The sequence below is a fragment of the Microbulbifer marinus genome, from assembly GCF_900107725.1.
Taxonomy (GTDB): Bacteria; Pseudomonadota; Gammaproteobacteria; order Pseudomonadales; family Cellvibrionaceae; genus Microbulbifer; species Microbulbifer marinus.
The window spans coordinates 1-26,168 of record NZ_FNQO01000002.1 but is presented as its reverse complement, the minus strand read 5'-3'; the positions used below and the strand labels follow the sequence as shown (position 1 = coordinate 26,168).

Here is a 26,168-nt window from a genome sequence, read left to right as displayed (position 1 = left end):
ATTGTGTCGTTATCGGCACAGTCATATCTCTGTGTTGCTAATAACCGCCGTTGAGGTTTATTGAATGTTTCAGGAATACGATCAAATCGAACAGCAGATAGCCGAGCATCAGGCCAAAATCGAGGAGCTGCAGGAGCAGATGGCCCGCGCCGAACGCAAGAAAGAAGGGATTATCGCCTTCGACAAGGCCCTGGTTAACCTGGCGGCCGAATATCAGATGGAAGAGGAGGAGCTGTTCGTGGCTCGCGGTGAGCAGATCGTCGACTGGCTGGTGGGTCAGCTGGACGATGAGAGTGCCCCGGAGTTCATTCAGACCCTGAAGGCCCGCGTCGCACGTGCGCTGAAGAAAGAGGGCGAGGCTCCGCGTCGCACCCGCCGCGCCAGCGCCAACGGTTCCGGCGAGCCGAAGCTGGAAGTCGGCCACTACCGCAATCCCTATACCGGCGGCACCGTGGAAAAGAAAAAGCGCAATCCGAAGCAGCTGAACCAGTGGGTCGAAGAGCACGGTCTGGAAAAAGTGAAGAAATGGAAGATCTGATCCGGATCTGCTGCTAATACCTGCCCGGCACCCTTCTGGCGGTGCCGGCTTTTTCTTCTGCTACCGGTACTTTGTTTCGCTATCGTTTCGCTCTTTTTCTTTTTCCTGCTGCGCCGCTACTATCTGATCCCGTCGTCGGATAAATTGACCCGACCTGATATTTGATAACAATATTAACAACTTGACGGATTTGGGGACTGTTATGGCATCGCGCATTTCCACTATTTTAATTCTATTCCTCGTCAGCACCATCGCGGCGGCGCGGGAGGACAACGCCCAGTCACAGCTTCAGGTCATCTATTTGGTGCGCCACGCGGAAAAGCTGGTCAACAGCAACAGTCAGGACAAGGATCCCCCGCTTACCGATGCCGGTCGCGAACGGGCGCGGCACCTGGCCTATGTGCTTGGGGATGCAGGCATCGACAGAATCTACAGCTCCGATTATCAACGCACGCGTCAGACCGGTGAGCCGCTGGCAAAAAAACTGGGGCTGCAGATCCAGTCCTATGATCCGCGTGCACTGGAGGCGTTCGCGCAGCAACTGCGACAGAAAAACGGCCGCAGCCTGGTCGTTGGGCACAGTAACACTACGCCGCAGCTGGTCGAGTTGCTCGGCGGTGATGGTGGTGCACCGATCGACGAGGCGACGGAATACGACCGCCTGTATACCGTGATTTTGGCTGGCGACAGCGTCACCACACTGCTGCAGCGTTTCGGTCCGACTGCGCAAGACGAGGCTCGGGACTAGGATTCCCTTTTCGCGCTACCTGATGCCGCCAGCAGCGCGCGCACGAAACCCGTAACCACTTCAGACGCCGGACCGTAGCGGTGTTCGGCAAAGGCGTCGCCGACGCTGCTGCGCTCCAGGTTCAGTTCCACACTGTGGGCGCCGGCCATATTGGCGCACTCGACGAAACCGGCCGCGGGGTACACATTGCCCGACGTGCCGATACTGATAAACAGATCGCATTCCCCGAGTGTCTGGTAGATGCGATCCATTTGCAGCGGCATTTCCCCGAACCAGACCACGTGCGGGCGCAGTGTGCCGCTGCGTTGACAGCAGTCGCACACCGCATCGGTGCGCAGGTCGGCTTGAATCGGAAACAGCTCGCCGCTGATAACGCAGCGGGCTTTCAGTAATTCCCCGTGCATATGGATCAGGTTGCGGCTGCCGGCGCGCTCGTGCAGATCGTCGATATTCTGCGTGACCAGCAGGAACTCGCCCGGAAACTGCTGTTCCAGTTGCGCTAGCGCCCGATGCGCCGCGTTGGGGGCTATGTCCGGCGAGAGCAGTTGCCGGCGTCGCTCGTTATAGAAACGCTGCACCAGTTCCGGGTCGCGCGCGAAGGCTTCAGGGGTGGCGACATCCTCGAGTCGGTGGTTCTCCCACAGACCATCCGCACCGCGGAAGGTGCGGATGCCGGATTCGGCGGAAATACCGGCGCCGGTGAGTACGACGATTCGTTGGTATTGCATTTTTTGCAGGCGTTACGGCGGGCGCTGCGAAAGCGCCCGCTACTTAAGTTAATGCATTTTAAGGCGCGGCTTGACGAAACGGTTGGCCTGACCGACCAGATAAATCAGCATTGCCTTGGCCCAGCCGTGTACCGCGGCCAGGTGCATGCGGTACAGGGAGCGATAGGCCAGCCCGGCGATGCGCCCCTCGATGGTCAGGCTGCCTTTGACCAGCGCGCCCATCAAGTTGCCCACCGCTGTGTGCTTGCTCAGCGATACCAGTGAACCGCGATCGCGATAGCGGAATTCCTGCAGCGGTTTGCTTTCTACCATGGCAATTAAATTGTGCTCGGCGACGCCGGCCATCTGCTGTGCCGCCTGAGCGCGCGGCGGTACCCGCTGCCCGGCCAGGTCGATACAGCCGGCGCAGTCGCCGATGGCGAATATATGGGGATCGCTGGTGGATTGCAGGTCTGCTTTCACTTCGATCTGGTTGAGTTTGTTGCTGGCGAGGCCGTCCAGTTGTTGGAGGAAATCCGGTGCTTTTACACCGGCGGCCCAGACGCGAATAGTCGCCGGGATTTTCTCCCCGTCGTTGGTGATCAGCCCGTCGGCGGTTGCCTCGGCGACGGCGCAGCCAGTTAGTACGCGTACCCCCAGCTTGCAGAGTTCGCGCTCGGCATTGTTGCCGAGCCGCGGCGGCAATGCCGGCAGCAGGTGCGGTCCGGTCTCGATCAGGGTGATATCGAGAGAGCTGCGTTGGATACGGCCGTAATTGCCCATCTGCCGGCTGGCGTCCACCAGTTCCGCCGACAGCTCCACGCCGGTGGCTCCGCCGCCGACGATCGCCACCTGTACCTTCTCCGCAATGTGGGTTTCGAGTTGTAAAAAACGATCCAGCAGCAGGCGGTGAAATCGCTGCGCCTGTTCGGTGCTGTCGAGGAAAGCGCAGTGCTCGCGCACTCCGGGGGTATCAAAGTCGTTACTCTGGCTGCCGATGCACAGCACCAGGTAGTCGTATTCCAGTTCCCGCGCCGGCACAAGCTGGCGGCCTTCGTCATCGGTCACCGGTGCCAGTTCGATAACCCGGCGGCTGCGGTCGAGCTGCTGCAGACTGCCCAGCTGGAAATTGAATCCGTTGGCGCGCGCGTGTACCTGGTAATTGAGTGCATCCAGGCTGGAGTCGAGTGCGCCGGTAGCGACCTGGTGCAGCAGCGGTTTCCAGATATGGGTGCGGTTCTTGTCGACGAGGGTGATCTGCGCGGCGGGGGATTTTCGGCGGCGTTTCAATAGTGGCGTGAAACTGAAATAGTGCCCGAGTCTGGTGGCCAGTTGCAGGCCGCCGGCACCGCCGCCAACGATTACGATTTTCTTCATGACTGATGGTCTCGATTGCTAAAAAGCCGATTCCCCAATCTGTGAGACCATTTTTTTGTTACACCGGTGACTTCTTCATCCAGTGTTTTTTTGTATGGCGGCAGTATCCCTCGCTGAACCTGATTTGGCAATTCAAATCTGGCCCTGCACCGTCTCCGCTTCGCGCGCAATCAGCTCGCGCCAGTCCGCCTTGCGCCGCAACCGGATAGGGGCCTGCGGGCGATCGGCAGGGGTGACCGCGCCGATAATTGCCGCGTCGCTGTAGCCCGCCTGCTGCAAAGCCTGCAGGCAGCCCTCCGCTCTTTCCGCCGGTACTGCAGCCAGCAGGCCACCGCAGGTTTGCGGATCGATAAGCAGATCCCACTGCGGCAGCTGCTGCCACTCCTGCGGATTGTCGACGTAAGCGTAAGCGGCGGCATTCTGTGGCTGCAGGCTGGAGAGCCAACCGTGCTCTGCGCAGTGTGCGGCGCCGGCAATCAGCGGCAGCCGTTCGGCGATCAGGGTTGCACCCAGCGGGCCGCTGCCATCGAGCATTTCCAGCAGGTGGCCGAGCAGGCCAAAGCCGGTAATGTCGGTCAGCGCATGGGCGCCATACAGCGCGAACAGGTCCGCGGCGGCGGCATTGCTGTGCAGCATGGTTTCCACCGCCTGCTGCAGCCATCGTCCCGGGGCTTCGCCGATGCCCTCGGCGGCGAGGATGGTGCCGACGCCGAGGGGTTTGCTCAGGATCAGGCAGTCGCCGGCGCGGGCGCCGGTTTTTTCCAGCAGCTGATCCGGATCGGCGATGCCGTTCACCGTCAGGCCGAGCTGCATTTCTGCGCCTTCGGCGGTGTGTCCACCGGAGAGCGCGCACTGGTGTCGGTTAAGTTCGTAAACGGCGCCGGCGAGCAATTGCTGCAGATCGCGTTCGGTAATCTCCGCCCCGGCCAGCGGCAGTGTGACCAGTGCCTGGGCTGTCACCGGGCGCGCGTGCATCGCGAACAGGTCCGACAGCGCGTGCAGTGCCGCCAGGCGCCCGAAAAGCCAGGGGTCAGCGACCGGCGTCCGCAGCTGATCGGAACTCTGCACCAGCAGCTTGCCCTGGGGCAGCTCCATAACTGCAGCATCGTCGCCGACGCCACGCAGCAGCACGCCCGATTGCTGCACCGGAAGCTTTTGCAGTGCCCGTTGCAGTATTTCCGCGCCCACCTTGGCGCCGCAGCCATTGCAGCGCATCGCCGCCAGGGAGACTCCGTAACGCCCGTCGACAATTTCCCGCGGACGTTTTGGCGACACCTCTTCCATCGTCACCGGCAGGGCACTGAAGCGTTGCATGAAAGTGCGGTCGATATGATCTTTCCAGCGCCACAGGGCGCCGCCGACGGCGGCGACGCCATTGCGTGTGGCAACGGCGCGCTTGTCGCCACAGGACAGCAGGCTGAGGAAGTCCGTCTGCGGACGGTAACATTTGAGTGGGCGTCCGGTCAGTGTGGCGCGCAGGTTATGGAACAGTACCGGGCCCTGACGCACCGCGTAGACGCCGGCCTTCGGCAGCGGACTGCGGGAAAAACTGGCCACATCGCCGGCGGCAAAAATATGCTCGTGTCCCTGCGCCCGCAACTGCTCGTCTACCAGTACAAAGCCCTGCTTATCCAGGGGCAGGCCGGATGTGGCCAGCCACGGCGGGGCGCAGGCGTTGGTGCACAGCAGTACCTGATCCAGCTCCAGCGCCTCGCCGTTTTCGCCGCGCACACCCTGTTCGGTGATTGCCGCCACCGGCCAGTTGCGGTGCTGTTGTACACCGAGCCGGTTTAATTCCCGCGCCACCAGTTTGCGCGCCAGGTACGGATAGCCGTCGGGCAGCCGCTCTCCGGCATGCACCAGGTGTATCTGTAAGCGTCCGGAATACACCTGCTCTTCCAGCGCGTGGGCCATCGCCATCGCCAGTTCGCAGCCACCGGCGCCGCCACCGACGACACCGAGTTTCATCGGCGCACGGCTTTTCTGTACGCGTTTCTGCAGCTGCTGCCAGTAGCGGTAGAAATGGTCGATCGGCTTTATCGGTATCGCCAGTTCCGAGCCGGGCAGCTCGCGCGCCGGCGTCGCGCCCACGTCCAGTGACACCAAGTCGTAGTCAAGATCCGGACGGCCGAGCAGGGAGACTTTACGCGCCTGCGGATCGATGTAGTGGGCACAGGCCTGGATAAAGCGGGCGCCGGCAGCGCGACACAGGCGCACCAGGTCGATGTGGGTTTCATCGAGGTGATAGTGCCCGGCCACCAGTCCCGGCAACATGCCGGAATAGGCGGTCTGCACCTGCGGCGAAACCAGTGTCAGGCGCGCACCCGGCAGCGGATTCATGGCCCACATCTGCAGCACTATCGCGTGAGCGTGTCCGCCGCCGACCAGAACGATGTCCTGGTAATTTGGGTAGTCCTGCATGGTTTTTCGCCGGTAAAAAATCGCAAGGGTGTCGTCACTGTCCCGGCAGGCAAACTGTGCGCAGCCGGATGTCGCTGTTGTCTGGGTAAATAGTAGACAGCCTGCCGGTGCACGGGACTAATTGCGCGGCGTGGCGGTGCATTATCGCGAATCATGGCGCCAGCGTAAAAAAAGACAGAAGCGCTGGTCTTTACTTAATTGGCACAGCTGTGACTGCAGTATTCGCTAAATTCATTTTCTGGCGCCTATTTTACTAATGCCAACGAAGTCTCACCCGCCAACCGATATCTTCCGCCGCCTGCTCTGGTGGCTGGTGATCGGGTTGCTGTTGCTGGGCGCGGCTTCCGTCGCGGTCTCAGCGCTGCTCGCGGCAAGGATCGAGCTCTGGCTGGAACGGCGCGGCATTGAAACCGAAATCGATTACCTGCAGGTCTCGATTCCGCGCCTGCGCCTGATCGCCCGCGGTTTCCGTGGTGAAAACGCTGACGGCCGCGGATTTCACGCCCGCGAGCTGATGCTGGATTACAGCTGGTGGCAGCTATTACACGGGCGCATGCGGTTGCAGCGCGCCTACCTGGACGGCGCCTACATTGACCTGGAGTCCTTCGACAGCGACGGCGAACGATTGTGGGAAGTCTTTGGCTGGGAGCTGAGCAAGGGCAAGCGCAAGGACCGCGATTTCCAGCTGGTCTTGGATTCGGTGCGTATTCGCGACAGCCGGCTCTGCTATCGCCACAAGCCCGTCTGGCCGACGCCCAGTTGCCTGCGCTTTAACGAGCTGCAGGCGCAGGACTTCCTGCTGGGACTACAGCGTAGCGGCGATGAACCGCTGCAGGTGACCATCGCAGCGGAGCAACTCGATCTGCACGAGCTGTTGGTGCGGGAAAAAAATGCACGCGCCTATAACACCGCGCTGGTGCAACTGGATCTGTCCTCCGCACATTACGTGCATCCGGCCGAGCGCATCACGGCCGAACGGGTGGCGGTCAAGCAGTTCGGCAGCTGTCCGCCCGAACGCTGGGCCGAGGCACTGCCGGCACTGCGCCACCTGATTGGCCACTGCGCCACCGCGCGCCGCCTGGAACTGGAGAACGACCTGCTGTTTGTCATCGGCGGTGATGCCGAGGTGCACTGGCAGCGGGCCAACGGGCAGGGTGTTCAATTGCGCCACCGCGACCGTCGCTGGCAGAACTGGCGCGCTGAGACGGTGGCCATCAATGATTTCGAATACATCGATGAACAGGAAAGCCTTGGTTGGCAGAGTGCCGGCGCCAGTGCTTTCGACTGGTGTCCGGGGGGACTGCGCGACCGCGCACACCATTACTGCGTGCGGGCCGGTACCCTGCGGCTGCCGCAGCCGGTGCTGTTCGACTGGACCGGCAAGCTCAGTGTCAGCGCCGGCGCCAGCCGCCTGCAGCAGACGCAGCTGCTGGACATGGCCGGCGCCAATCGCAATCCGCTCACCGCACACCTCGCCGTGCTCGGCGCTCTGCGGTACCGGGGCGAGACCCGTATCCTGGAGGTTGACGCACTGGAACTCGAAAGTGCCAGCGGCTGCGTTCCAGGGGCAATGTGGCAACAGCCGGACCACTGCGTACAGTTGGCCGGGTTGCGCACCAACGAGGAATTCCAATTGCGTTTCCCGTCGCAGGCGCAGCATCAGCCTTGGGGCTTTGCCAGCGGGCCGCTGCAGCTCGCGCAATTTCGGCTGCGGCGTGACGATCATCCGCAGCTGCAGTTGCAAAAGCTGCACTGGCAGCACATCAAGATGATGGCGGCATCCGGCAGTGCTGGCGCGCCGCTACTGCTGCGGGACTTCGGCCTGCAGTCCCTGTCCGGCTGTGTGCCCGATACGCTGCTGCCCGGCGAATGGCGACCGCTGTGCGCAGAGCTGAATACGCTGGCCGGCAACGGCAGCTTTGCCTGGCTGGGTGGCCAACATGGATACGCGATATTCGGCGAGTTGCGGCTGGAGCGCCTGCTGCTGGCCGATCGGCTGAACGGCGATAAAGGGCTGTTGCTGCAACAGTTGCATACCGGCCAGGGTTATATGCGCCGCAGTGTCGATGGTGACCACCCCTGGATCACGGCGGATACCAATGACACGGTGGTGACACCGGTCACCGGGGCCCCGTCACCGCCGCGAGAGGTGGTCGAAGAGAAAGGTGTGCTGGCAGCAGAGCGGCGCCGGCCGCAGCAAGGTGCGCCTGCTGCCGGTGTTACGGAATCGCGTATTGCGGATATCGCCAGTCCCAACCTGAGTCTGCAGAGTGCCTCGCTGAGCCGTCTGCAGGGCTGTCTGCCCGAGACCTGGGCGCGGCTGCTGTACGAGCGGCCGCAACAGATGCCCGGCTGCTTCGATCTGCGCAATCTACGTCAGCACAGTCCGCTGGTGATTGCCTGGCAGGGCGGCCTGGATTTGGCAGCCGGGCAGCTGACGCTCGAGCGCGCGCTGGCCAAAACCCCGCAGGAGCAAACACTGTTGGATCTGTCAGCGTTGCGGCTGCCCGATGCGCGCATTCGCTACCTGCCCGAGCCGCAGTCCAGTCTCTTTTTGTCTTTGCCGCATCTTTCCCTGCAGTCGCTCTACGGGTGTCTGCCGGACACGGTGCCGTCGCCGGCACTGGAAATCCGCTGTACCGACTTGCAAGACCTGCGGCTGGGGAAACAATTTCAGCTGACATTCGACCGCCGGCAGTTGGCCGCCGATTTGAGCGGCACACTGGCACAGCGAATCCTGTTGCTGGAACAGGAGCAGCAGTTTGTCGCCGATCTGCACAAGCTGCTGGCGCCGCAACTGGAAATACTCTGGTCGCGCCGCGGCAATAAACCCTCGGCATTGCAGTTCGATAATTTATCCATCGCCGCCGCGCACGCCTGTCTGCCCAGCAATTTCGAACTGCGCGCGGGCTTGCCGCGCTGTATCTCGTCCAGAGATTTGCGCACGGTGGGTGACAACGGGCTGCTGCTTGGCGAAACCCTGCTCAAGGCGTCGCCGGTGGCGCCGCCGCTGTGGAGTATCGAGCATTTGCAGGTCGACAGTATTGCCCTGTCGCCGAGCACCCTGAATTTGCATGGGCTCGACATTCAGCAAGTGCTGTTCTGCGGGCTTCATGACCTGTTGCCGCTAAGCGCGCGCGAAATTGGTATCGCCGATTGCATTGCTGCCAGGCAGCTGGATTTCGTTGGCGTCAGCCGTATCGGTTTGACACCGTCGGCGCCGCTGGTCGAACTCGGAGCTATGGAGTCGAGGCCGGTCGCCACCTGGCAGGAGACGGGTGAATATCTACAGGCGGGCTTCCAGCACCTGAGCTGGGAAAAACTGGTCTGGGACGGCGAGCCGGTGCTGTGGGTGACCGACCTGTCGGTAAGCGGCTTTCGCGGCTGCGCCCCGGGGCCGACACTGGAGGTCACGATCGAACTGCTCGAGGATATTTCTGGCCGGGAAGTCGGCTCCTGTTACGGCGTGCGCGAAATTCGCATGCGCGGCACGCAGAGAATAGCGCTCGCCGCGCCTTACTCCACCGATGGCTCCATCGAGCTGGTGGGCCTCACCGTCGGTCGGGGTTCGGGCAACCCGCTGGTCTTCGAGCGGATTCAGCTGGATCAATTTGCCTACGGCGGCTCGCCAATCGGCCGCCTGTCCGGTGCCAGCGGTTGCCTGGCGGCGGGCATGCTGGGCGATTCAGGTCTCGCGCCCTGTTACCGGCTCGGCCAGGTTGAGGTGCAAAGGGTGGATCGCATCGACACTGCGGCGGGGCGCGCGACAATTCTGCACGGCCTGCAAGTCGCCGGCGTCGAATTCAGGCAGCGTGACTATCCGGCGACCATGCCTGCCCAGCTGTTGCAGGTGGAGCTTCTCACGGCCGAGCGACTGCGCGTCGGTGGCGGAGAGATAGAAACGCAGCAGTTGGCGCTGAAGAGCGCCTCCAGCTGTATCCCCCGTGGCTATATCGATCGCGCCAACCTCTGCATCACCGTGGAAAAACTGCTGACAAGCGGCAACTACCGCACCGGAGAACGGCGTTTGGCGCTGCCGCAGTTGCAGCTGCAGGCGATCCAGATGCTTTCCGTGGACGGTAAACAGCTGGTGCGCGGGGAAAGCGTTACGGTAGAGCAGCTGTCGAGCGACGGGGCGCAATTCGGTTTCCGCAGGGCGGAGACTGGGGAGTTCGAAATCTTCGCCCGGCCCGAGGATGCGCCGGAATACCATCGCCACTCCGTGATCGGCCGGCTGGCCGGCCTGCAGGTGGAGCAACTCAACTACGACAGGATTGACCGCTGGCTGGAGGTCGCCAACATCGACGCGCTGCGGCCCCGTCTTGTACTGTTGCGCGATCAGGCGGGGGAGTTCCCGGTCCTGGCAAAGGTCGCCCAGTTGACTGGGGCGCCGCCGGGGCGGGCTGCGCCGGCAGCTGACAGCGTAGCCGCAACGGAACAAAAATTTCGTTATCACGTCCACGACCTGAATGTGCGCCACGGCACCTTCACCTGGGTCGACCGCCAGGGCCAGTATCGCGGGAGCCTGCCAGTCAGGGCTATTTACCTGACCGTACACAATGTCAGCAATGACCCACAGGTTGCCCCCGCGGTAGTGCTGTTGAACGGGCGCCCTGGCGGTTTTGGCGAGATACAGCTCGCCGGCACGATCGACTATCTGGATACGCGCAAGTGGAATGCCGATCTGACCGGATATATCGTCAACACCAACCTGATCCCCGCTACGCCGTATATGGCAGAGCTACTCGGCTACAAGATCCTGCAGGGGCAGCTTGATGCGACGTTTGATATTCGCGTGCATGAAAACCACGTCGAAGCCAATGCGGATATGGAGCTGGAAAAAATCAAGGTGCGGCGGGTTCGGGACGATGACCAGCTGCCGGTCAAATCGACCCTGATCCCGCTAAACATAGCGCTGCTGTTGATTGAGGATGGCAACAACAAAGTGCGCTTTAACATGCCGATATCCGGCAACCTCTACGATCCGGATTTTTCCTTCAGCTTTATTTTCAGCGACCTGCTACAGAATGCGATCATGGAAGCGCTGTTCAGTTATTTCACGCCACTCGGATTCTACACGTTGGCCAAGTTTGCCTGGCGGCGTTTCCGCGCCATCGATTTCGACCCGATTGTGTTCCAGCCTGGCAGTGCAGAACTTAGCGCCGCGGCGCATCGGCAGTTGCAGGAAATGCTGCGGGTGCTGCGCGAGCACCCGGAGGCGAGACCGGGAATCTGTGGCATTGCCAACCCGCGCGACTGGCATGCGCTCTATCCAAGCTCTACGCCGGGCCTGCGCGGCAGCGACTCGGCGCTGGAGCAATTCTATCGCTACCCACCGATCGAGCTGCTGGAGGAATTTGAGCGCCTGGCGCTCGAGCGCAGCCGCCAGATCGAACGCTTCTTGATTGATGCCGGAATCACCGCGGCGGAACTGATCCCCTGCGCACCGGACTACAATGGGCGTGATTTCGACGAGCCGCGGGTGGAGTTTTCCAACTAACGCGAAGGACACAAAGCCATGGCGAAGAACCTTGCACAGAAACTTATCGACAGCCATCTGGTCAGCGGCTCGCTCGAGCCCGACAGCCCGATCGAGCTGAAGATCGACCAGACGCTGACCCAGGATGCCACCGGCACCATGGTCATGCTGGAGTTCGAGGCGCTCGGGCTGCCGCAGGTGAAAACCGAACTGTCCGCACAGTATGTGGACCACAACCTGTTGCAGACGGATTTCAAAAACGCTGACGACCACCTGTTTCTGCAGAGCGCCTGCCGTAAGTTCGGTCTGTGGTACAGCCGCCCCGGTAACGGCGTCAGCCATCCGGTGCACATGTCCTGCTTTGGTGTGCCGGGCAAGACGCTGCTCGGCTCCGACAGCCACACCTGTGCGGCCGGCTCCATGGGGATGCTGGCGATCGGTGCCGGGGGGTTGCAGGTGGCCATGGCGATGGCGGGGGTCCCCTTTGCGCTGAAAATGCCGAAAGTGCTCGGCGTGCGGCTCGAGGGCGAATTGCCACCCTGGGTCAGCGCCAAGGACATCATTCTGGAAATGCTGCGCCGCCAGACGGTCAAGGGCTGCGTCAATAAGATCGTCGAATACCACGGTCCCGGGCTGGACAAACTGACCGCCATGGATCGCCACGTGATTGCCAACATGGGCCAGGAAACGGGCGCAACCAGCAGTGTCTTCCCGGCCGACGAGGTGGTGCGCGCCTTCCTGCGACAGCAGCAGCGGGAAGAGGATTTCGTCGAGCTGAAAGCGGACGACGGCGCCAGTTACGACGAAGAGGACACGATAGACCTTTCCACGCTCGAACCGCTGATCGCCTGTCCGTCCAGCCCGGACAAAGTGGTGCCGGTGCGCGAGGTCGCAGGCCGGCCGATTTACCAGAGTTATATCGGTTCCTCTGCCAATCCCGGCCTACGGGACTTTGTCATCCCCGCGCGCATCGTCGCCGGCCGCCATGTCAACGACAGCGTGTCCTTCGATATCAATCCGACCTCGCGCCAGCTGTTGGAAGAAATCAGCCGCAGCGGCGATCTGGCCAAACTGCTCGAAGCCGGCGCGCGCCTGCATCAGACCGGCTGCGGCGGTTGTATCGGTATGGGCCAGGCGCCTGCCAGCGGCCGCATCAGCCTGCGTACGGTGCCGCGCAATTTCCCCGGTCGCTCCGGCACCAAGGAGGATCAGGTCTACCTGTGCAGCCCGGAAACCGCTACGGCCAGTGCCCTGAAAGGGGAAATTACCGACCCGCGCGAGCTGGATATGGATTACCCGACTTTCGACGAGCCGGAGCAGCTGCCGGATATGCGTCCGCTGCTGCAGCCGCCGCAGGAAATCCGCGTGGAAGTTGAGCTGATCAAAGGCCCGAATATCCAGCCATTGCCGGAATTTGAAAAACTGCCGGAGGTGTTGCGCGGACCGCTGTTGCTGAAGGCCGGCGACAATGTTTCCACCGATGAAATCCTGCCCGCCGGTGCCGAGATACTGCCACTGCGCTCCAATATTCCCGCGATCAGCCGCTACGCCTTTTCCCGCGTCGACGAAGACTTCTATCAGCGCGCCATGGACCTGAGTGGCGACTGCTTCGTGGTCGGTGGCGAAAACTACGGGCAGGGCTCCAGCCGCGAACACGCCGCCATCTCACCGCGCTATCTGGGCGTGCGCTGCGTGATTGCCAAGAGCATGGCGCGTATCCACCGACGAAACCTGGTCAATTTTGGCGTGCTGCCACTGCTGTTTGACGACCCGACAGATTACGACCGTCTGGAGCAGGACTCGGTGCTGGAAATTGATAACCCGATCGAGCAGCTGGCGCCGGACAAACCGATAGAGCTAAAGATCAATACTGCCGGGGACACGATTATGCTGCGGCACGATCTTTCGCAGGAAGAAATCGAAACGCTGAAAGCGGGTGGGCTGATCAATGAGGCGCGGGAGAAACACCTGACCGATGGTTAGCCGGTGCCTGAAAGATCGTTTTGTTCTGGGCAATGAGGACTTTTGCGGCCAGTAGCACTGGCTGTGGGAAGCACAGGCATGGATGCATTTACGGAACTGCTTCAGATCGATTGGCAGCTGGTCCTGCACCATGTTACCGATATGGCCATCGCTTACGTCCTCGCCCTACCTATCGGTTGGGATCGGGAAAAGCGCGAGCGCACGGCCGGTCTGCGCACCTTTCCGCTTGTGGCCGTGGCTGCCTGTGGCTATACGCTGGTGGGTTTCGACGTGCTCACGTCTACCGATGCCGAGGGGCGCGTGATCGAGGGGTTGATCACCGGCATGGGGTTTATTGGCGGTGGTGCCATCCTGAAAAATGTCTCGGAGGGGGAGGGCATGGTGCGCGGCACCGCCACCGCTGCCAGCCTCTGGGCCACCGGCGCCATCGGCCTGGCAGTGGCCCTCGGTAGGCTCGAGGTCGCGATCGTATTGAGCGGGCTCACCTTTTTCACCCTGCGGGTAATCACTTCAGCCAAGGAGCACTTGCCCGGTGTTCAGCAGAAAAAATCCGGTGACTAAACATCTGCCGGCGCGTTGATTGTTCGCGTTCGTCGGGAGATGTCATTCGATCCTGTTACAGTCGCTCGCGCCGCTGACCCGGTCACTCGCCACCGGTACCATAGTGCTCGGCCAGGTAACTTGCGATGAGATCAAGCGACTTTGGGGGCAGTCGTGGCATACCCTGTTCCTCGATCATCCAGTCGAGTGTGTCCAGCCAGGCTTCCTTGCTCAGTCTTTGCTGTTTCACAATCATCAGCGAATGACAGCTCGAGCAGAGTCCGTACACTTCCGCTTGCCCGGCACCGGGCGGGAGCCCGCCGAAGTCCTGCGAGCTGGAGTTTGCTTCTTCTGCCAGGGTGATGCCGGGCATTCCCGCGGCGATCGACAGCAGCATTCTGGCCAAGCGATGCCGAGTTCTGTGTCGTGCGGTCGGCAGGCTGTTTATTTCCAAAGCTCAAACCACCCTGACGGCCACCCGGTGATAGGAATTGTTCAGGTAACCTTTCGGATTCCAGTTAATGCCAAAGGGCTGACTGACTCCATCACTGTCAATCGCCTTGGCCCAGACTTCGTAATAACCCTTCTGTGGGAACTTCACGTTGGCGCGGAACCGCTGCCAGGCGGCCTTGTTGGCAGGACGGGACAGGTTTGCCTTCATCCAGGTAGCGCCAAAATCAATGGATAGCTGTACTTCCGATACATCGCGATCGCCGGCCCAGGCGTGCCCACGCACTTCCAGATTGCCGTCGCGGAGCTGTATGCCGGTTTCGGGGGACGTGATCAGCGATTTCACCGGCATGCGCTCGATGATTACAAAATCTTTCTCGTCGACTTTCTCCCCAGGTGCCACCGGGTGGTTGGGTATGCGATAAGCCGTGCCGGTCATCTTCGCGCCATCGTGCACCTGGTCACGTATCTGAATTCGTGTCAGCCATTTTTGCGAACAGGATCCCGGCCAGCCGGGTACTACCAGGCGCAATGGGGCGCCGTTCATCGGGTGGATTGCCTTGCCGTTCATTGCAAAGGCGATAAGGTTCTCCTCCCCCATGGCTTTGTTAATCGGCACGCCGCGGGAGATTGGGAGTTTGCCGGGATCTCCGGACAGATGGGTGTCGGCGCCATAATGCGCGGTATATACCGCACCCGGCTTGATTCCTGCTGCCTTGAGTACATCGGCCAGACGCACGCCGGTCCAGGCGGAGCAAGCGACTGCACCATAGGTCCATTGATTACCCTTGGCCGGCGGTTTGAAGAAGGCCCGCCCGTTACCCGCACATTCGATGGCCAGATTTTGTGTTACTACCTCGAACTGTTTGCGCAGGTCGGCGATGGTCAGTTTCAGCGGTTTGTCCACGAGCCCGTCGATGGTCAATTCCCAGCGCTCGGCGTCCACTTCGCTCGGCGGTATACCGTTGTTGCGTATGAAGTGCCGGCTCGTTGGCGTCACTTCGTCGTCGAGTAAGTGCGGGGGTGTTTCGGCATTGACGGGCCTGTCATTCAACACGATCAAGCCGTCCTTACCTTCCAGCTTGAAAGGCTTGGGATCATCCGCCAGTGCGGCGGGAATTAATCCAGAGGGCATATTGCGGTGGAACGGAATGGCGCTAACCCCCAAAACCGCGGCCATGGTTCCCAGCCCCATACCTCTGAGAAAGCCGCGGCGGTCTGGGTTCGGCTTGCGGCCAAACACCTCTTCGTCGGCCTGCAGCGGGTCATCGCGATACAGCGTGTGGAGTCCGACACTCTCGGGTTTTTGATCATCGCTCATCGTTTGCACCCTCCATTTTGATGGAAAAGTATAGTCAGGGGTGCGCACGCAATGAGGAGCAATCAGTCTGCCTGCTTTTGGCATGTGCGCGATTCTGTTGTTCATCGCGGCTGACAGAGAAATGAGCCATGGGAGCCAATGCTGCGTGTAGATCCACGCGTGCATTGTTGCGGCCAATCAGGTCCGCCTGTTGGCCGCGGCGTCAAACGAAAAGGGTGTATTAAAAATACCGCGGAAGCCGGGGGAATGTGTTCGCTATTTCAGCCGCGATTACCCGGCTGTAGCCGATCCAGCCGCAGCCGCTCGCGGCGATCGAACAACCGCCGCGACGCAACACTGACGGCGACGAAGGTGCCGAAGCCAGTGCCCGCGGCGATGGTGAACATAATCAGGATCTGGTATTTCACTGCGAGGGCCGGCGCCGTGCCGGAGAGAATCTGGCCGGTCATCATGCCGGGCAGGGAGACGATGCCGGCGGCGGCCATGGCGTTGATAATCGGCATCAGTCCCGAGCGCATCGCATCGCGACGAATATCGCCGCAGGCCTCGATCCAGGTCTGGCCCAGCATCAGGCGGTTTTCCACCAGCTGGCGCTGACGCCACACGCCCTCGGTCAGCCGGTCCAGCGCCAGCGCCACGCCGGTCATGGTATTGCCGAGCAGCATGCCGAGCAGCGGAATGGCGTACTGGGGGGTGTACCAGGGTGTCGGTCCGATAATTACCGTCAGCGTCAGTACGGTGACGCTGAAGGCGGATATGAACATTGCGGCGGTGCCGACAGTGAAACTCCAGCCGCCGCGCAGTCGGTATTTCTGCCGCGCCATGACCTCGCGCCCGGCGAGCAGCAGCATCGCCACGCCCATCAGCGCCACCCACGGCAGGCTGCCGACCGAGAACAGTGTCTCCAGTACCAGCCCCACCAGCGTCAGCTGAATCGCGGTGCGCGCCGCGGCCACCAGCAGTGATTTGCCCAGGCCCAGGCGGGCGAAATGGGTACAGGCGGCCAGCGCAAGTACCAGGGTCGCGGCCAGGCCCAGTTGCCACCAGGACAGCGCGATCACACTCATTGCTCCACCTCCTGCTCCCGCAGCCGCGCGCCGTCGATACGGAAGTGCTTTGCGGCAACCCGCTGTATCTGATCCTCGCGGTGAGCCACCCACAGGGTTGGGCACTGATGCTCGGCAATATAGGACTGCAGCCAGTCCTCCACCTGCAGGGTGGTGTCGTCGTCGAGATTGGCGGTGGGCTCGTCCAGCAGCAGCGCCTGCGGGTCGCGGGACAGGGCCCGTATCAGGGCGAGGCGCTGCTTCTCCCCGGACGACAGGCGGGAGACCGCCCACTCGGCCGCGTCGTCCGGGAAACCCAGCGCGCCGAGCGCATCCGGCATGGGTTTGTGCAGGTGTTCGCCGACGGTGTCAAACCACCAGGCGGTTTCCGCCGGCACCATCATCACCGACTGCCGCCAGCGGTGGCCGGCCAGGGAGTCCTGGTCCCGGTCGCCGAGGCGCACGACGCCGCCGTGGGGCTCCAGGTCGGCGACCGCGCGCAACAGGCGGCTCTTGCCGGAGCCGGACGGGCCGGACAGGCAGACTATCTGTCCCGGCGCCACTTCCAGCTCGATATTGTCGAGTGGGCCGACGGCGACATGCTGCAGCCGCAGTACCGAGGTGGACTTAGCGGAAATAACCCATCCCCCCCGAGATCCGTGTTGCGCCCGGCGTGAGGCCGCCGTGGTGGTGCGAAAAGGCAATTAATGGGGGCATCCGGGGTCCTTGCGAAAGCGTGGTGCGGGATTTGTAACAGCTTTGCGGGGGCCTTCGCAATCGGCCGCGCGCCGAGTTCGCTTTGAACCCGTTGCGATTCGCCGCCATAATCCGCGTCTTCCGAACAGAATAACGAGAGTTGTATGACCGATACCTCCGTCTTTGAGGCCACAGAGCGCCTGCCGCTGAAGGAGTACACCGAAAAGGCGTATCTGGATTATTCCATGTACGTGATTCTGGACCGCGCCCTGCCGAATATCGGCGACGGCCTGAAGCCGGTGCAGCGGCGTATCGTCTACGCGATGAGCGAGCTGGGGCTCAAGAACACCGCCAAGTACAAGAAATCGGCGCGCACCGTCGGCGACGTGATCGGTAAATACCATCCGCACGGCGACAGCGCCGTCTACGAAGCGATGGTGCTGATGGCGCAGCCGTTCAGCTATCGCTATCCGCTGATCGACGGTCAGGGCAACTGGGGCTCACCGGACGATCCGAAATCCTTCGCCGCGATGCGTTACACCGAATCGCGCATGGGCAAGTATTCCGAAGTGCTGCTGTCGGAACTGGGGCAGGGTACCGTCGACTGGCAGCCGAACTTCGACGGCACCATGGACGAACCGGCGGTGCTGCCGGCGCGGGTGCCGAATATTCTGCTGAACGGCACCACCGGTATCGCCGTCGGCATGGCCACCGACATTCCGCCGCACAACCTGCGCGAAGTGGTCGACGCGACGGTGGCGCTGCTGGAGAACCCCAAGGCCACCGTGGCGGAACTGTGCGAGTACATCCAGGGGCCGGATATGCCCACCGAGGCCGAGATCATCACGCCGCGGGCGGAGATCCAGAAGGTCTACGAGACCGGCCGCGGCTCGGTGAAGATGCGCGCGCTGTGGAGCAGGGAGGAAGGCGATATCGTCATCACCGCACTGCCCTACCAGGTCAGCGGTGCCAAGATACTGGAGCAGATCGCCCAGCAGATGCAGGCCAAGAAGCTGCCGATGATCACCGACCTGCGCGACGAATCGGATCACGAGAACCCGACGCGCCTGGTGATAGTGCCGAAATCCAACCGCGTGGACATGGACGCGGTGATGAACCACCTGTTCGCGACCACCGACCTGGAACGCAGCTACCGCATCAATATGAACATGATCGGTATCGACGGCCGCCCGCAGGTGAAGTCGCTGGACAAGATCCTCGGCGAATGGCTCAGCTTCCGTACCGTGACGACGAGACGCCGCCTGCAGTTCCGCCTCGACAAGGTCGAGAAGCGCCTGCACTTACTGGCGGGCCTGTTGATCGCCTTCCTGAATATCGATGAGGTGATCGAGATCATCCGCACCCACGACGAGCCCAAGCGCGCCTTGATGGAGCGCTTCGAGCTGACCGACGTGCAGGCGGAATACATCCTCGACACCAAACTGCGCCAGTTGGCGCGCCTCGAGGAGATGAAGATCCGCGGCGAGCAGGCGGAGCTGGAGAAAGAGCGCGATTATCTGACCAAGACCCTGGACAGCGCGCGCCGCCTGAAGACGCTGATCAAGAAGGAACTGCTGGCAGCGGCGGACGAGTTCGGCGATGAGCGCCGCTCGCCGATCGTCGCCCGCGAGGAGGCCAAGGCGTTCAGCGAGGCGGAACTGCTGTCGTCCGATCCGATTACCGTGGTGTTGTCGGAGAAGGGCTGGATCCGCGCCGCCAAGGGCCACGACATCGATCCGACCGCGCTGAACTACAAGGCCGGCGACGGCTTCAAGTTCGCCGCCCGCGGCAAGAGCAACCAGCCGGCGCTGCTGCTCGACTCCACCGGCCGCAGTTACGCGATCGCCACCCATACGCTGCCGTCGGCACGCGGCCAGGGCGATCCGCTGTCCGGCCGCATCAATCCGCCGTCCGGTGCCACCTTCGAGGGGCTGATGATGGGCGCCGATGACCAGCGCGTGTTGCTGGCCTCCGACGCCGGTTACGGCTTTGTCGCCAAACTGGCAGACCTGCAGTCGCGCAACAAGGCGGGCAAGGCGATGCTGACGCTGCCGAAGGGCGCCAGGGTGCTGCCGCCGTGCGAGGTACAGAATCCGGATCAGGCACTGCTGGCGGCGGTGACCAGCGAGGGCCGCATGCTGGTGTTCCCGGTGTCCGAGCTGCCGGAACTGTCCAAGGGCAAGGGCAACAAGATCATCAATATTCCGTCGGCGCGCGCCGCCAGCCGCGAGGAGATAGTGGTCGGGATTGCGGTGCTGGAGGGCAATGCCCAGCTGGTCATCCACGCCGGCAAGCGCCACACCAGGATCAAGGTGTCCGAACTGGACCACTACCACGGCGAACGCGGCCGGCGCGGCAACAAGCTGCCGCGGGGCTTCCAGAAGGTGGACCGGGTGGAAGTCGTGGAGAAGTAAAATTCTCTGCTGTCAGCGGAAAGGGCGAACCAGACGGTTCGCCCTTTTTTGTTTGCGCACAAAAAAGGCGGTTAGGGCGCGTTGCGACAATTGTAAGCATCCTTATAATAAGCGCCCTCAAAACGGGGGAGCCATGTCCAATAACGCCAAGTCTGGAAAAGACGGCGCCGCTCAAATGAGCTTCGAGCTGCACAGCGCCGCACGCCTGTTACGACGTAATTTCGATCGCCGCGCCAAGGCGCACGGCCTCAGCCGTTCGCGCTGGCAGGTGCTGTGGCACCTGGCCAAGGAGGAGGGGCAGAAGCAGGCGGAGCTGGCGGAGCGCATGGACGTGGCGCCCATCAGTCTGGCGCGCCAGGTGGACAAATTGCAGGAAGAGGGGCTGGTGGAACGCCGCGCGGATCCGGGCGATCGGCGCTGCTTCCGCATCTATCTCACGCCCGCGGCGGAGCCCGCCCTGGAGACACTGCGCGGACTGGCACAGCAGACGCGCATCCAGGCACTGGCCGGCTTTTCGGCGACCGAGGTGTACCAGCTGCAGGGGTTGCTGGAGCGGCTGCGGGAGAATCTGACACGTGAGGAGGTTTGAAGTGAAGGACAAGCTGGGGCAGGTGGCAGAACTGGTATCGCTGCGTCGTCTGGGATTCCTCGCCGGCATTGTCGTCGCTATAGCGGTGACCGGCTGGTGCCTGTTCGGCGGCGGCAGTATCGTCGAAACCGAAAACGCCTATATCAAGGCCGACAAAATATCCCTGGCGCCGGAAGTCAGCGGTGTCGTGACGCAGGTGCTGGTGCGCGCCAATCAGCCGGTCGAAAAGGGCCAGTTGCTGGTGCAGCTGGACCCGACGCCGTTTGAACTGGCGGTGGCCGAAGCCGAGGGACACCTGGGGCAGGTGCGCAACGAACTGCTGGCGCGCCGCGCCGACTACGCCGAGGCGGAAGCGGCCCTGCAGCAGGCGCGTCAGGATGCGGACTTCCACCGCCGCCAGCTGGAGCGCAACGAAAAGCTCGGCAAGGTGGCGGTGTCGGAAGCGCAGCTGGACGAGGCGCGCCAGCAACTGGAGCGAGCGCGGGCGCAGATCGCGATCAATACCGAAAAGCTCTCCAGCCTGCGCGCCGAACTGGGCGGCAACCCGGAGATCCCGCTGGAAGACCAGGCCGACCTTAAAGTGGCCCAGGCGCAGCTGGACAAGGCGCGCTACCAGCTGTCCCGCACCCGCCTGGTCGCGCCGGTCAATGGCGTGATCGCCAATACGGTGCCGCAGCCGGGCGAGATGGCGCCGGCCGGTATCGGGCTGATCAGCATGCTCGGTGCCGACGGTATCTGGGTCGAGGCCAACCTGAAGGAGACGGAGCTGGAGCGCGTGCGCGCCGGCCAGCAGGCCGAGGTAACCCTGGATGCCTACCCGGATTTCCAGTGGCAGGCGCAGGTGGACAGCCTGAGCCCTGCCAGCGGCAGCGAGTTCGCGCTGATTCCGCCGCAGAACGCCAGCGGCAACTGGGTCAAGGTAGTGCAGCGGGTGCCGGTACGCCTGCGCCTGTATCCGGCCAAGGACGCGCCGGCCCTGCGTGCGGGCATGAGCGCCAGGGTGCGTATCGATACCAGTGAAGACGACAAGCTGGTATCCGCGCGCACCAGCGCCGGTGAGAGTGGCCGCGTCGTCCTGGCGCCATGACTGCAGCAGTGCCGATGACAGACGGGCGCCGCCGGATGATTACCGCCAGCATCATGCTGGCGACGATCATCCAGGTGCTCGACACCACCATCGCCAACGTAGCCCTGCCCCATATGCAGGGCAGTCTCGGCGCCGGCAACGACCAGATCACCTGGGTGCTGACATCCTATATCGTCGCCGCGGCGATCATGACGCTGCCGGTGGGCTACCTGTCGCAGCGTTTCGGCCGCCGCCGGCTGTTCCTGTGGTCGGTGGCCGGCTTCACCATCACTTCGATGCTGTGCGGCCAGGCCGGCAGCCTCAACGAGATGATTTTCTGGCGCCTGATGCAGGGCGTGTTCGGCGCCGCGCTGGTGCCGCTGTCCCAGGCCACGCTGCTGGATACCTACCCGCGGGAACAGCACGCCTCGGCGATGAGTATCTGGGGCGTGGGGGTGATGATCGGGCCGATTCTGGGGCCGACCCTGGGCGGCTGGCTGACCGAATATTACTCCTGGCGCTGGGTGTTCTACATCAATCTGCCGTTCGGCATCCTGTCGCTGATCGGTATCTACCTGTACGTGCCCGAAGGCGAGATGCGCAAACCCCGCTTCGACGCCCTCGGTTTCGGCTTGCTGGCCCTGGCGGTCGGCGCGCTGCAGATGCTGCTGGACCGCGGCGAGCAGGTGCACTGGTTCGAATCGCTGGAGATTCAGCTGTACGCCATCGCTTCGGTACTGGGGCTCTACCTGTTTGTGGTGCACTCGCTGACGACGAAGAATCCGTTTCTGTCGCCGGGACTGTTCCGCGACCGCAACTATGTCTCCGGGCTGGTGTTCATCTTCGTAGTGGGCATCATTCTGCTGGCGACGATGGCGCTGCTGCCATCCTACCTGCAGCAGTGGAAGGGCTACCCGGTGGTGACCACCGGCCTGGTGCTGATGCCGCGGGGTCTGGGGGTGATGATGGCAATGATGCTGGTGGGCCGGCTGCTGCGCTACGTCGATGGTCGCGCGCTGATCTTTGTCGGCATGCTGCTGGTCAGCCTGTCCCTGCACTTCATGGCCGGCTTCAACCTGCAGGTCAGCCGCAGTGCGCTGGTGTGGACCGGCATACTGCAAGGCATGGGCCTGGGGCTGGTGTTCGTGCCCATCTCCACCCTGGCCTATGCGACGCTGCCAGCGCAGCTGCGCGGCGAGGCCACGGCGCTGTTCAGCCTGTCGCGCAACCTGGGCAGCAGTATCGGCGTGTCGATCGTAATGGCGGTGCTGACGCGCAACCTGTGGATCAACCAGCAGCAGCTGGGCGAACGGCTGCAGTTGTCGCCCGATCTGCTCGGCAGCCTGCCGAGCGCGGGTGAGCTGGGGGCACTACCGGTGAATGTCGCGCAGGAGCTTTCCCGGCAGGCGGCCGAGATCGCTTACGTGAATGATTTCCAGCTGTTGATGTGGATCAACCTGGCGGCGATACCGCTGCTGTTTCTGCTGGCCAACCCGGGCAGCCAGGCGGACGAGGCCACTGCCTGATCTGCGGGAGCGGATTCTGACCGCTCCCGGATGCACGATCAGCGAGTCAGATCACTCCGCCCGGTACCAGGTCTGGGTGCGGTAGAAGAAACCGAGGTAGCCGCGCACCTTCAGCTGGTTGCCTTCGAGCCAGAACTTGCAGTCGTAAATCTTGCCCTTGGCGGGATCGAGAATCTGGCCGCCCTCGTAGATATCGCCGTTCTTCACCATGCCGGTGATGATATCCATACCGACAATCTTCTGCCCCTGGCGCGCGCCGGGACACTTTTCGCAGATAGTGTCGTCGGGCTTCATCAGCAGATCCACGACCCGGCCATAGTACTTGCCGCCCTTCTGGTAGATCTCGACGATGGACTTCGGTTGGCCGGTTTCGTCATCGATGGTGCGCCACTTGCCCAGTACATCCGCCGCGCTGGCCTGCAGGGCAAACAGCAGGCAGCAGGCCGCCATTAGCAGGTTTCTGATCATTTCGGTTACCCCTAGTTATGTCTGTGACCAGGATCTTACACCAAGTCATGCAGAACGGCAGGAATCTATTTCTAGTGTAGCTATGGCGTGAGAATTTTGTTTTAGGGCGCGCTCAGGAAGAGCAGCTGACCGGCATATGCTTGCCGGACTCCGGGGGCGCCACGGCCCAGGTCTCGTGTTGCGGGTGCTCGTCAAAGGGGCTCTGCAGCAACTCGACCATCGTCTGCAGCGGCCGGTAGTCCCCCACTTCGGCGGCGTCTATGATCTTCTGTGCCAGATAGTTGCGCAGCACGAACTTGGGGTTGGCGGCGAGCATCGCGCGGTTGCGCACGCGGGAGTCGCTGTCTTCTCGCGCCAGGCGCTGGTCGTAGTGATCCAGCCAGTGCTCGAGCGCCTCGTGCTGTGCCGGCGGAATCAACTCTTGCAGTGCCGCCGGTGGACGCTCGCCGCGGTAGTGGGCCAGGGCGCGGAAGAACAGCGTGTAGTCGGCACTCGCGTCGGCGAGCAGTTGCAGCAGGTCGGCGCACAGCGCCTGGTCGCCGTCTTCCGCGGTTTGCAGGCCGAGTTTGCGGCGCATCTGCGCGGCGTAGGTGTCGATCAGGTGCGGCTGGAATTCCTCCAGGCAGTCGCGCAACGCCTCGACGCTGACGAAGGCGGAAAACGCGTGCGCCAGTGCGTTCAGGTTCCACAGCACCACACCCGGCTGTTGTTCAAAGGCGTAGCGGCCGGTGTGGTCGGAGTGATTGCAGATAAATGTGGGTTCGTAGTCGTCGAGGAAGCCGTAGGGGCCGTAGTCGAAGGTGTCGCCGATTATCGACATATTGTCGGTGTTCAGCACACCGTGGGCGAAGCCCACCGCCTGCCAGCCGGCCACCAGCTCGGCACTGCGCCGTGTCGTGAAACGCAGCAGTGCCTCGGCCTGTTCGCTGACCGGTAACTCCGCTGTGTCAGCCACAAAGCGTCGGCAGATAAATTCGATCAGCTTGTGCAGCGCCTGCAACTGCTTGGTGTAAAACAAATACTCGAAGTGGCCGAAGCGCACATGGGTCTCGGCAACACGGATCAACATGGCGCCGCTTTCTATCTGTTCCCGCACTACGGGCTCGTCGCTGCCAACGATACAGAGGGCGCGCGTGCTGGGGATGCCGAGCCCGCTCAGCGCCTCGCCGGCGAGATATTCGCGAATGGTGGAGCGCAGTACTGCGCGGCCGTCGCCAAAGCGCGAGTAAGGCGTTTTGCCGGCGCCCTTCAGGTGCAGCTCCCAGCGTTTGCCGGCGTTTTCGATTTCGCCGAGCAGCAGCGCGCGGCCGTCGCCCAGGTCCGGGTTGTAGACGCCGAACTGGTGGCCGGTGTATTTCATCGCGAACGGGCGGCTGCCGTTAAACAGCTTTTTGCCGCAACCGAGTTGGGCCCAGTCGGGATTCTGGGCCTCGCTTTTATCAATTCCCAGCAGCTGCAGTACGGCCGGATTGACGTGTATCAGCTTGGGATGCTCGAACGGCGTGGGATCGATCCGGGTGCCGAAGGCGTCGCCCAGATCGGCGTAATGGTGGCTTAGGGTAACTTCGCTCAGTTTCATAGATAGTTATTGTAGGGTGAGGCAAGTGTTTGCGAAGCAGCGCTTCGCGCGTAGTCGTGCTGTTACGCCGCTAGACCGCTTCCAATTCCAGTTTGCGTTTTTGCGACTGCCAGTGCTCCACTTCCTGGTGCAGCAGGTCTTCTATCGCCGGGTTTTGCTCCAGCCACTCCTGGGCCACACTCAGCCGGTAGCTGTCGTCATCGGCGCTCAACTGCAGGGCGTCGATGGCCCTGTCGGTGTGATCGCGATGCACGAGACAGGCCAGCCGCAGGCACAGCAGGCGATCCGGATTGGGATGGAAACCGTAGTGCTCCAGTGGTGGCTTGATGCGGCCGCGTTGGTTGCGCACCAGATGGGCAACATTTTCCTGTTCGCTTTTCGAAAACCCCGCCAAGTCGGCGTGCTCGATCATGTAGGCGCCGAGCTTGCGGAAGTTGCTGTGGGACAGGGCGAGGCCGAGTTCGTGCAGTTGCGCCGCCCAGCGCAGACGCTGCTGATCCTCGACACTGGCCTGCGGCTGCAGTTGGTGCAGCAATTCCAGCGCCGAGTCGCCGACGCGCCGCGCCTGCGCAGCATCGATGCGACCGTCGTGCATCAGCGCGGCGACGGTGTCGGCGCGCCTGTCGCCGCCGTGCAGTCGCCCGGCCAGGTCGTGGACTATGCCCTCGCGAATGGCGTAGGGCGAAACCCGCATGCTCTGGATATCCAGCTCGCAAAAGATGGCGTGCAATATTGCCAGGCCGGCGGCGAATACCGGCCGCCGATACTCGTCCAGGTTGGGAAGCTTCAGGTCGGCGACATGTTTGGCGCCAGCGACTTTTTCCGCCAACCGGTCCAGGTCCTTGCGTTTGATTTCCGTCAGCTCGCCGCCGTTCAGCACACGTGCGACCGACTTGACGGTGCCGGAGCAGCCGATCACCTCGGCGTTTTCCGCCAGATGCTGCAGCTCCTGCAGCTCGGCGCGCGCGGCGCGGCGGGCGCGGTTGAAGTGGTTGACGGTGTTGTCGGTAATCAGGCCATCGGCAAAGAAGCGCTTGCTGTAGGAAACGCAGCCCATATACAGGCTCTGTAACTGCTGCGGAATCTCGCGTCCGCGCACCAGCTCGGTGGAACCGCCGCCGATATCAACCACACAGCGCAGGCGCGGCGGGCCATCGGCGGCCGCTATCACTCCGCTGTAGATCAGGCGCGCCTCCTCGATGCCGCTGATGATCTCGATG

At 62.5% G+C, this 26,168-nt stretch carries 19 protein-coding genes; 9 read left to right on the top strand and 10 right to left on the bottom strand.

Going from position 1 to position 26,168, the window contains the following annotated elements:
- Positions 1-64 precede the first annotated feature (64 nt).
- A complete protein-coding gene (locus tag BLW36_RS08055; protein WP_091387110.1) occupies positions 65-538 on the top strand; it encodes a hypothetical protein in 474 nt (157 codons plus the stop codon).
- 202 nt (positions 539-740) lie between these two features.
- Positions 741-1,286 (top strand): SixA phosphatase family protein, encoded by a 546-nt coding sequence (locus BLW36_RS08050; protein ID WP_091387109.1) that lies wholly within the window; start codon positions 741-743, stop codon positions 1,284-1,286.
- On the opposite strand, the gene cobB is transcribed toward BLW36_RS08050, so the two are convergent.
- The 3 genes from cobB to selD form a co-directional block, all read right to left on the bottom strand.
- Complete coding sequence (gene cobB / locus BLW36_RS08045) at positions 1,283-2,014, bottom strand: Sir2 family NAD+-dependent deacetylase (protein ID WP_091387107.1); 732 nt, start codon at positions 2,012-2,014, stop codon at positions 1,283-1,285. The genes BLW36_RS08050 and cobB overlap by 4 nt on opposite strands.
- Before the next feature lie 48 nt (positions 2,015-2,062).
- Complete coding sequence (locus BLW36_RS08040) at positions 2,063-3,370, bottom strand: NAD(P)/FAD-dependent oxidoreductase (protein WP_091387105.1); 1,308 nt, start codon at positions 3,368-3,370, stop codon at positions 2,063-2,065.
- A gap of 132 nt (positions 3,371-3,502) precedes the next feature.
- Positions 3,503-5,791, bottom strand: a complete 2,289-nt coding sequence (gene selD / locus BLW36_RS08035) for a selenide, water dikinase SelD (protein WP_091387101.1) — start codon at positions 5,789-5,791, stop codon at positions 3,503-3,505.
- A gap of 256 nt (positions 5,792-6,047) precedes the next feature.
- Here selD and BLW36_RS08030 point away from each other — a divergent pair, with 256 nt between their 5' ends.
- The 3 genes from BLW36_RS08030 to BLW36_RS08020 all read left to right on the top strand — a co-directional run bounded on the left by BLW36_RS08030 (position 6,048) and on the right by BLW36_RS08020 (position 13,814).
- Positions 6,048-11,291 carry a DUF748 domain-containing protein gene (locus tag BLW36_RS08030; protein ID WP_091387099.1) on the top strand — a complete coding sequence of 1,748 codons (5,244 nt, stop codon included), beginning with the start codon at positions 6,048-6,050 and terminating at the stop codon, positions 11,289-11,291.
- Positions 11,292-11,309: 18 nt separating this feature from the next.
- Positions 11,310-13,253: an aconitate hydratase gene (locus BLW36_RS08025; protein ID WP_091387097.1), complete on the top strand. Its 1,944-nt coding sequence runs from the start codon at positions 11,310-11,312 to the stop codon at positions 13,251-13,253.
- 78 nt (positions 13,254-13,331) lie between these two features.
- A complete protein-coding gene (locus tag BLW36_RS08020) occupies positions 13,332-13,814 on the top strand; it encodes an MgtC/SapB family protein (RefSeq protein WP_091387095.1) in 483 nt (160 codons plus the stop codon).
- A gap of 82 nt (positions 13,815-13,896) precedes the next feature.
- On the opposite strand, the gene BLW36_RS08015 is transcribed toward BLW36_RS08020, so the two are convergent.
- The 4 genes from BLW36_RS08015 to BLW36_RS08000 form a co-directional block, all read right to left on the bottom strand.
- Entirely contained in the window at positions 13,897-14,190 is a 294-nt protein-coding gene (locus BLW36_RS08015) for a hypothetical protein (protein WP_091387093.1), read from the bottom strand.
- 60 nt (positions 14,191-14,250) lie between these two features.
- Positions 14,251-15,564: a sulfite oxidase gene (locus tag BLW36_RS08010; protein ID WP_091387091.1), complete on the bottom strand. Its 1,314-nt coding sequence runs from the start codon at positions 15,562-15,564 to the stop codon at positions 14,251-14,253.
- Positions 15,565-15,824: 260 nt separating this feature from the next.
- Positions 15,825-16,631: an ABC transporter permease gene (locus BLW36_RS08005; RefSeq protein ID WP_091387088.1), complete on the bottom strand. Its 807-nt coding sequence runs from the start codon at positions 16,629-16,631 to the stop codon at positions 15,825-15,827.
- On the bottom strand, positions 16,628-17,314 hold the full coding sequence (locus BLW36_RS08000; RefSeq protein WP_244506190.1) for an ABC transporter ATP-binding protein: 687 nt from the start codon (positions 17,312-17,314) through the stop codon (positions 16,628-16,630). The genes BLW36_RS08005 and BLW36_RS08000 overlap by 4 nt, the downstream gene beginning before the upstream one ends.
- Before the next feature lie 156 nt (positions 17,315-17,470).
- On the opposite strand from BLW36_RS08000, the gene parC reads away from it, so the two are divergent.
- The 4 genes from parC (at position 17,471) to BLW36_RS07980 (ending at position 22,901) form a co-directional block, all read left to right on the top strand.
- Positions 17,471-19,720 carry a DNA topoisomerase IV subunit A gene (gene parC, locus BLW36_RS07995; RefSeq protein ID WP_091387086.1) on the top strand — a complete coding sequence of 750 codons (2,250 nt, stop codon included), beginning with the start codon at positions 17,471-17,473 and terminating at the stop codon, positions 19,718-19,720.
- A gap of 133 nt (positions 19,721-19,853) precedes the next feature.
- A complete protein-coding gene (locus BLW36_RS07990; protein WP_091387084.1) occupies positions 19,854-20,309 on the top strand; it encodes a MarR family winged helix-turn-helix transcriptional regulator in 456 nt (151 codons plus the stop codon).
- Between the two features lies 1 nt (position 20,310).
- Positions 20,311-21,396, top strand: coding sequence for an HlyD family secretion protein (locus tag BLW36_RS07985; protein WP_211567165.1), 1,086 nt, complete (start codon positions 20,311-20,313; stop codon positions 21,394-21,396).
- A gap of 14 nt (positions 21,397-21,410) precedes the next feature.
- The gene (locus BLW36_RS07980) at positions 21,411-22,901 is read left to right on the top strand and encodes a DHA2 family efflux MFS transporter permease subunit (RefSeq protein WP_170833167.1); all 1,491 of its coding nucleotides are present in this window, start codon (positions 21,411-21,413) and stop codon (positions 22,899-22,901) included.
- A 51-nt stretch (positions 22,902-22,952) separates the two neighbouring features.
- On the opposite strand, the gene BLW36_RS07975 is transcribed toward BLW36_RS07980, so the two are convergent.
- The 3 genes from BLW36_RS07975 to BLW36_RS07965 form a co-directional block, all read right to left on the bottom strand.
- On the bottom strand, positions 22,953-23,369 hold the full coding sequence (locus BLW36_RS07975) for a DUF2147 domain-containing protein (RefSeq protein ID WP_091387083.1): 417 nt from the start codon (positions 23,367-23,369) through the stop codon (positions 22,953-22,955).
- Positions 23,370-23,481: 112 nt separating this feature from the next.
- Positions 23,482-24,948, bottom strand: a complete 1,467-nt coding sequence (locus BLW36_RS07970) for a protein adenylyltransferase SelO (protein ID WP_091387081.1) — start codon at positions 24,946-24,948, stop codon at positions 23,482-23,484.
- A gap of 70 nt (positions 24,949-25,018) precedes the next feature.
- A partial coding sequence (locus tag BLW36_RS07965) for a Ppx/GppA phosphatase family protein (protein ID WP_139304840.1) occupies positions 25,019-26,168 on the bottom strand: 1,150 nt, incomplete at its 5' end.

Excerpts from the sequence above, each read along its gene's own strand:
- BLW36_RS08055 (WP_091387110.1), top strand. The coding sequence starts at position 65 with ATGTTTCAGGAATACGATCAAATCGAACAGCAGATAGCCGAGCATCAG.
- BLW36_RS08050 (WP_091387109.1), top strand. The coding sequence starts at position 741 with ATGGCATCGCGCATTTCCACTATTTTAATTCTATTCCTCGTCAGCACC.
- cobB (WP_091387107.1), bottom strand. The coding sequence starts at position 2,014 with ATGCAATACCAACGAATCGTCGTACTCACCGGCGCCGGTATTTCCGCC.
- BLW36_RS08040 (WP_091387105.1), bottom strand. The coding sequence starts at position 3,370 with ATGAAGAAAATCGTAATCGTTGGCGGCGGTGCCGGCGGCCTGCAACTG.
- selD (WP_091387101.1), bottom strand. The coding sequence starts at position 5,791 with ATGCAGGACTACCCAAATTACCAGGACATCGTTCTGGTCGGCGGCGGA.
- BLW36_RS08030 (WP_091387099.1), top strand. The coding sequence starts at position 6,048 with ATGCCAACGAAGTCTCACCCGCCAACCGATATCTTCCGCCGCCTGCTC.
- BLW36_RS08025 (WP_091387097.1), top strand. The coding sequence starts at position 11,310 with ATGGCGAAGAACCTTGCACAGAAACTTATCGACAGCCATCTGGTCAGC.
- BLW36_RS08020 (WP_091387095.1), top strand. The coding sequence starts at position 13,332 with ATGGATGCATTTACGGAACTGCTTCAGATCGATTGGCAGCTGGTCCTG.
- BLW36_RS08015 (WP_091387093.1), bottom strand. The coding sequence starts at position 14,190 with ATGCTGCTGTCGATCGCCGCGGGAATGCCCGGCATCACCCTGGCAGAA.
- BLW36_RS08010 (WP_091387091.1), bottom strand. The coding sequence starts at position 15,564 with ATGAGCGATGATCAAAAACCCGAGAGTGTCGGACTCCACACGCTGTAT.
- BLW36_RS08005 (WP_091387088.1), bottom strand. The coding sequence starts at position 16,631 with ATGAGTGTGATCGCGCTGTCCTGGTGGCAACTGGGCCTGGCCGCGACC.
- parC (WP_091387086.1), top strand. The coding sequence starts at position 17,471 with ATGACCGATACCTCCGTCTTTGAGGCCACAGAGCGCCTGCCGCTGAAG.
- BLW36_RS07990 (WP_091387084.1), top strand. The coding sequence starts at position 19,854 with ATGTCCAATAACGCCAAGTCTGGAAAAGACGGCGCCGCTCAAATGAGC.
- BLW36_RS07980 (WP_170833167.1), top strand. The coding sequence starts at position 21,411 with ATGACAGACGGGCGCCGCCGGATGATTACCGCCAGCATCATGCTGGCG.
- BLW36_RS07975 (WP_091387083.1), bottom strand. The coding sequence starts at position 23,369 with ATGATCAGAAACCTGCTAATGGCGGCCTGCTGCCTGCTGTTTGCCCTG.
- BLW36_RS07970 (WP_091387081.1), bottom strand. The coding sequence starts at position 24,948 with ATGAAACTGAGCGAAGTTACCCTAAGCCACCATTACGCCGATCTGGGC.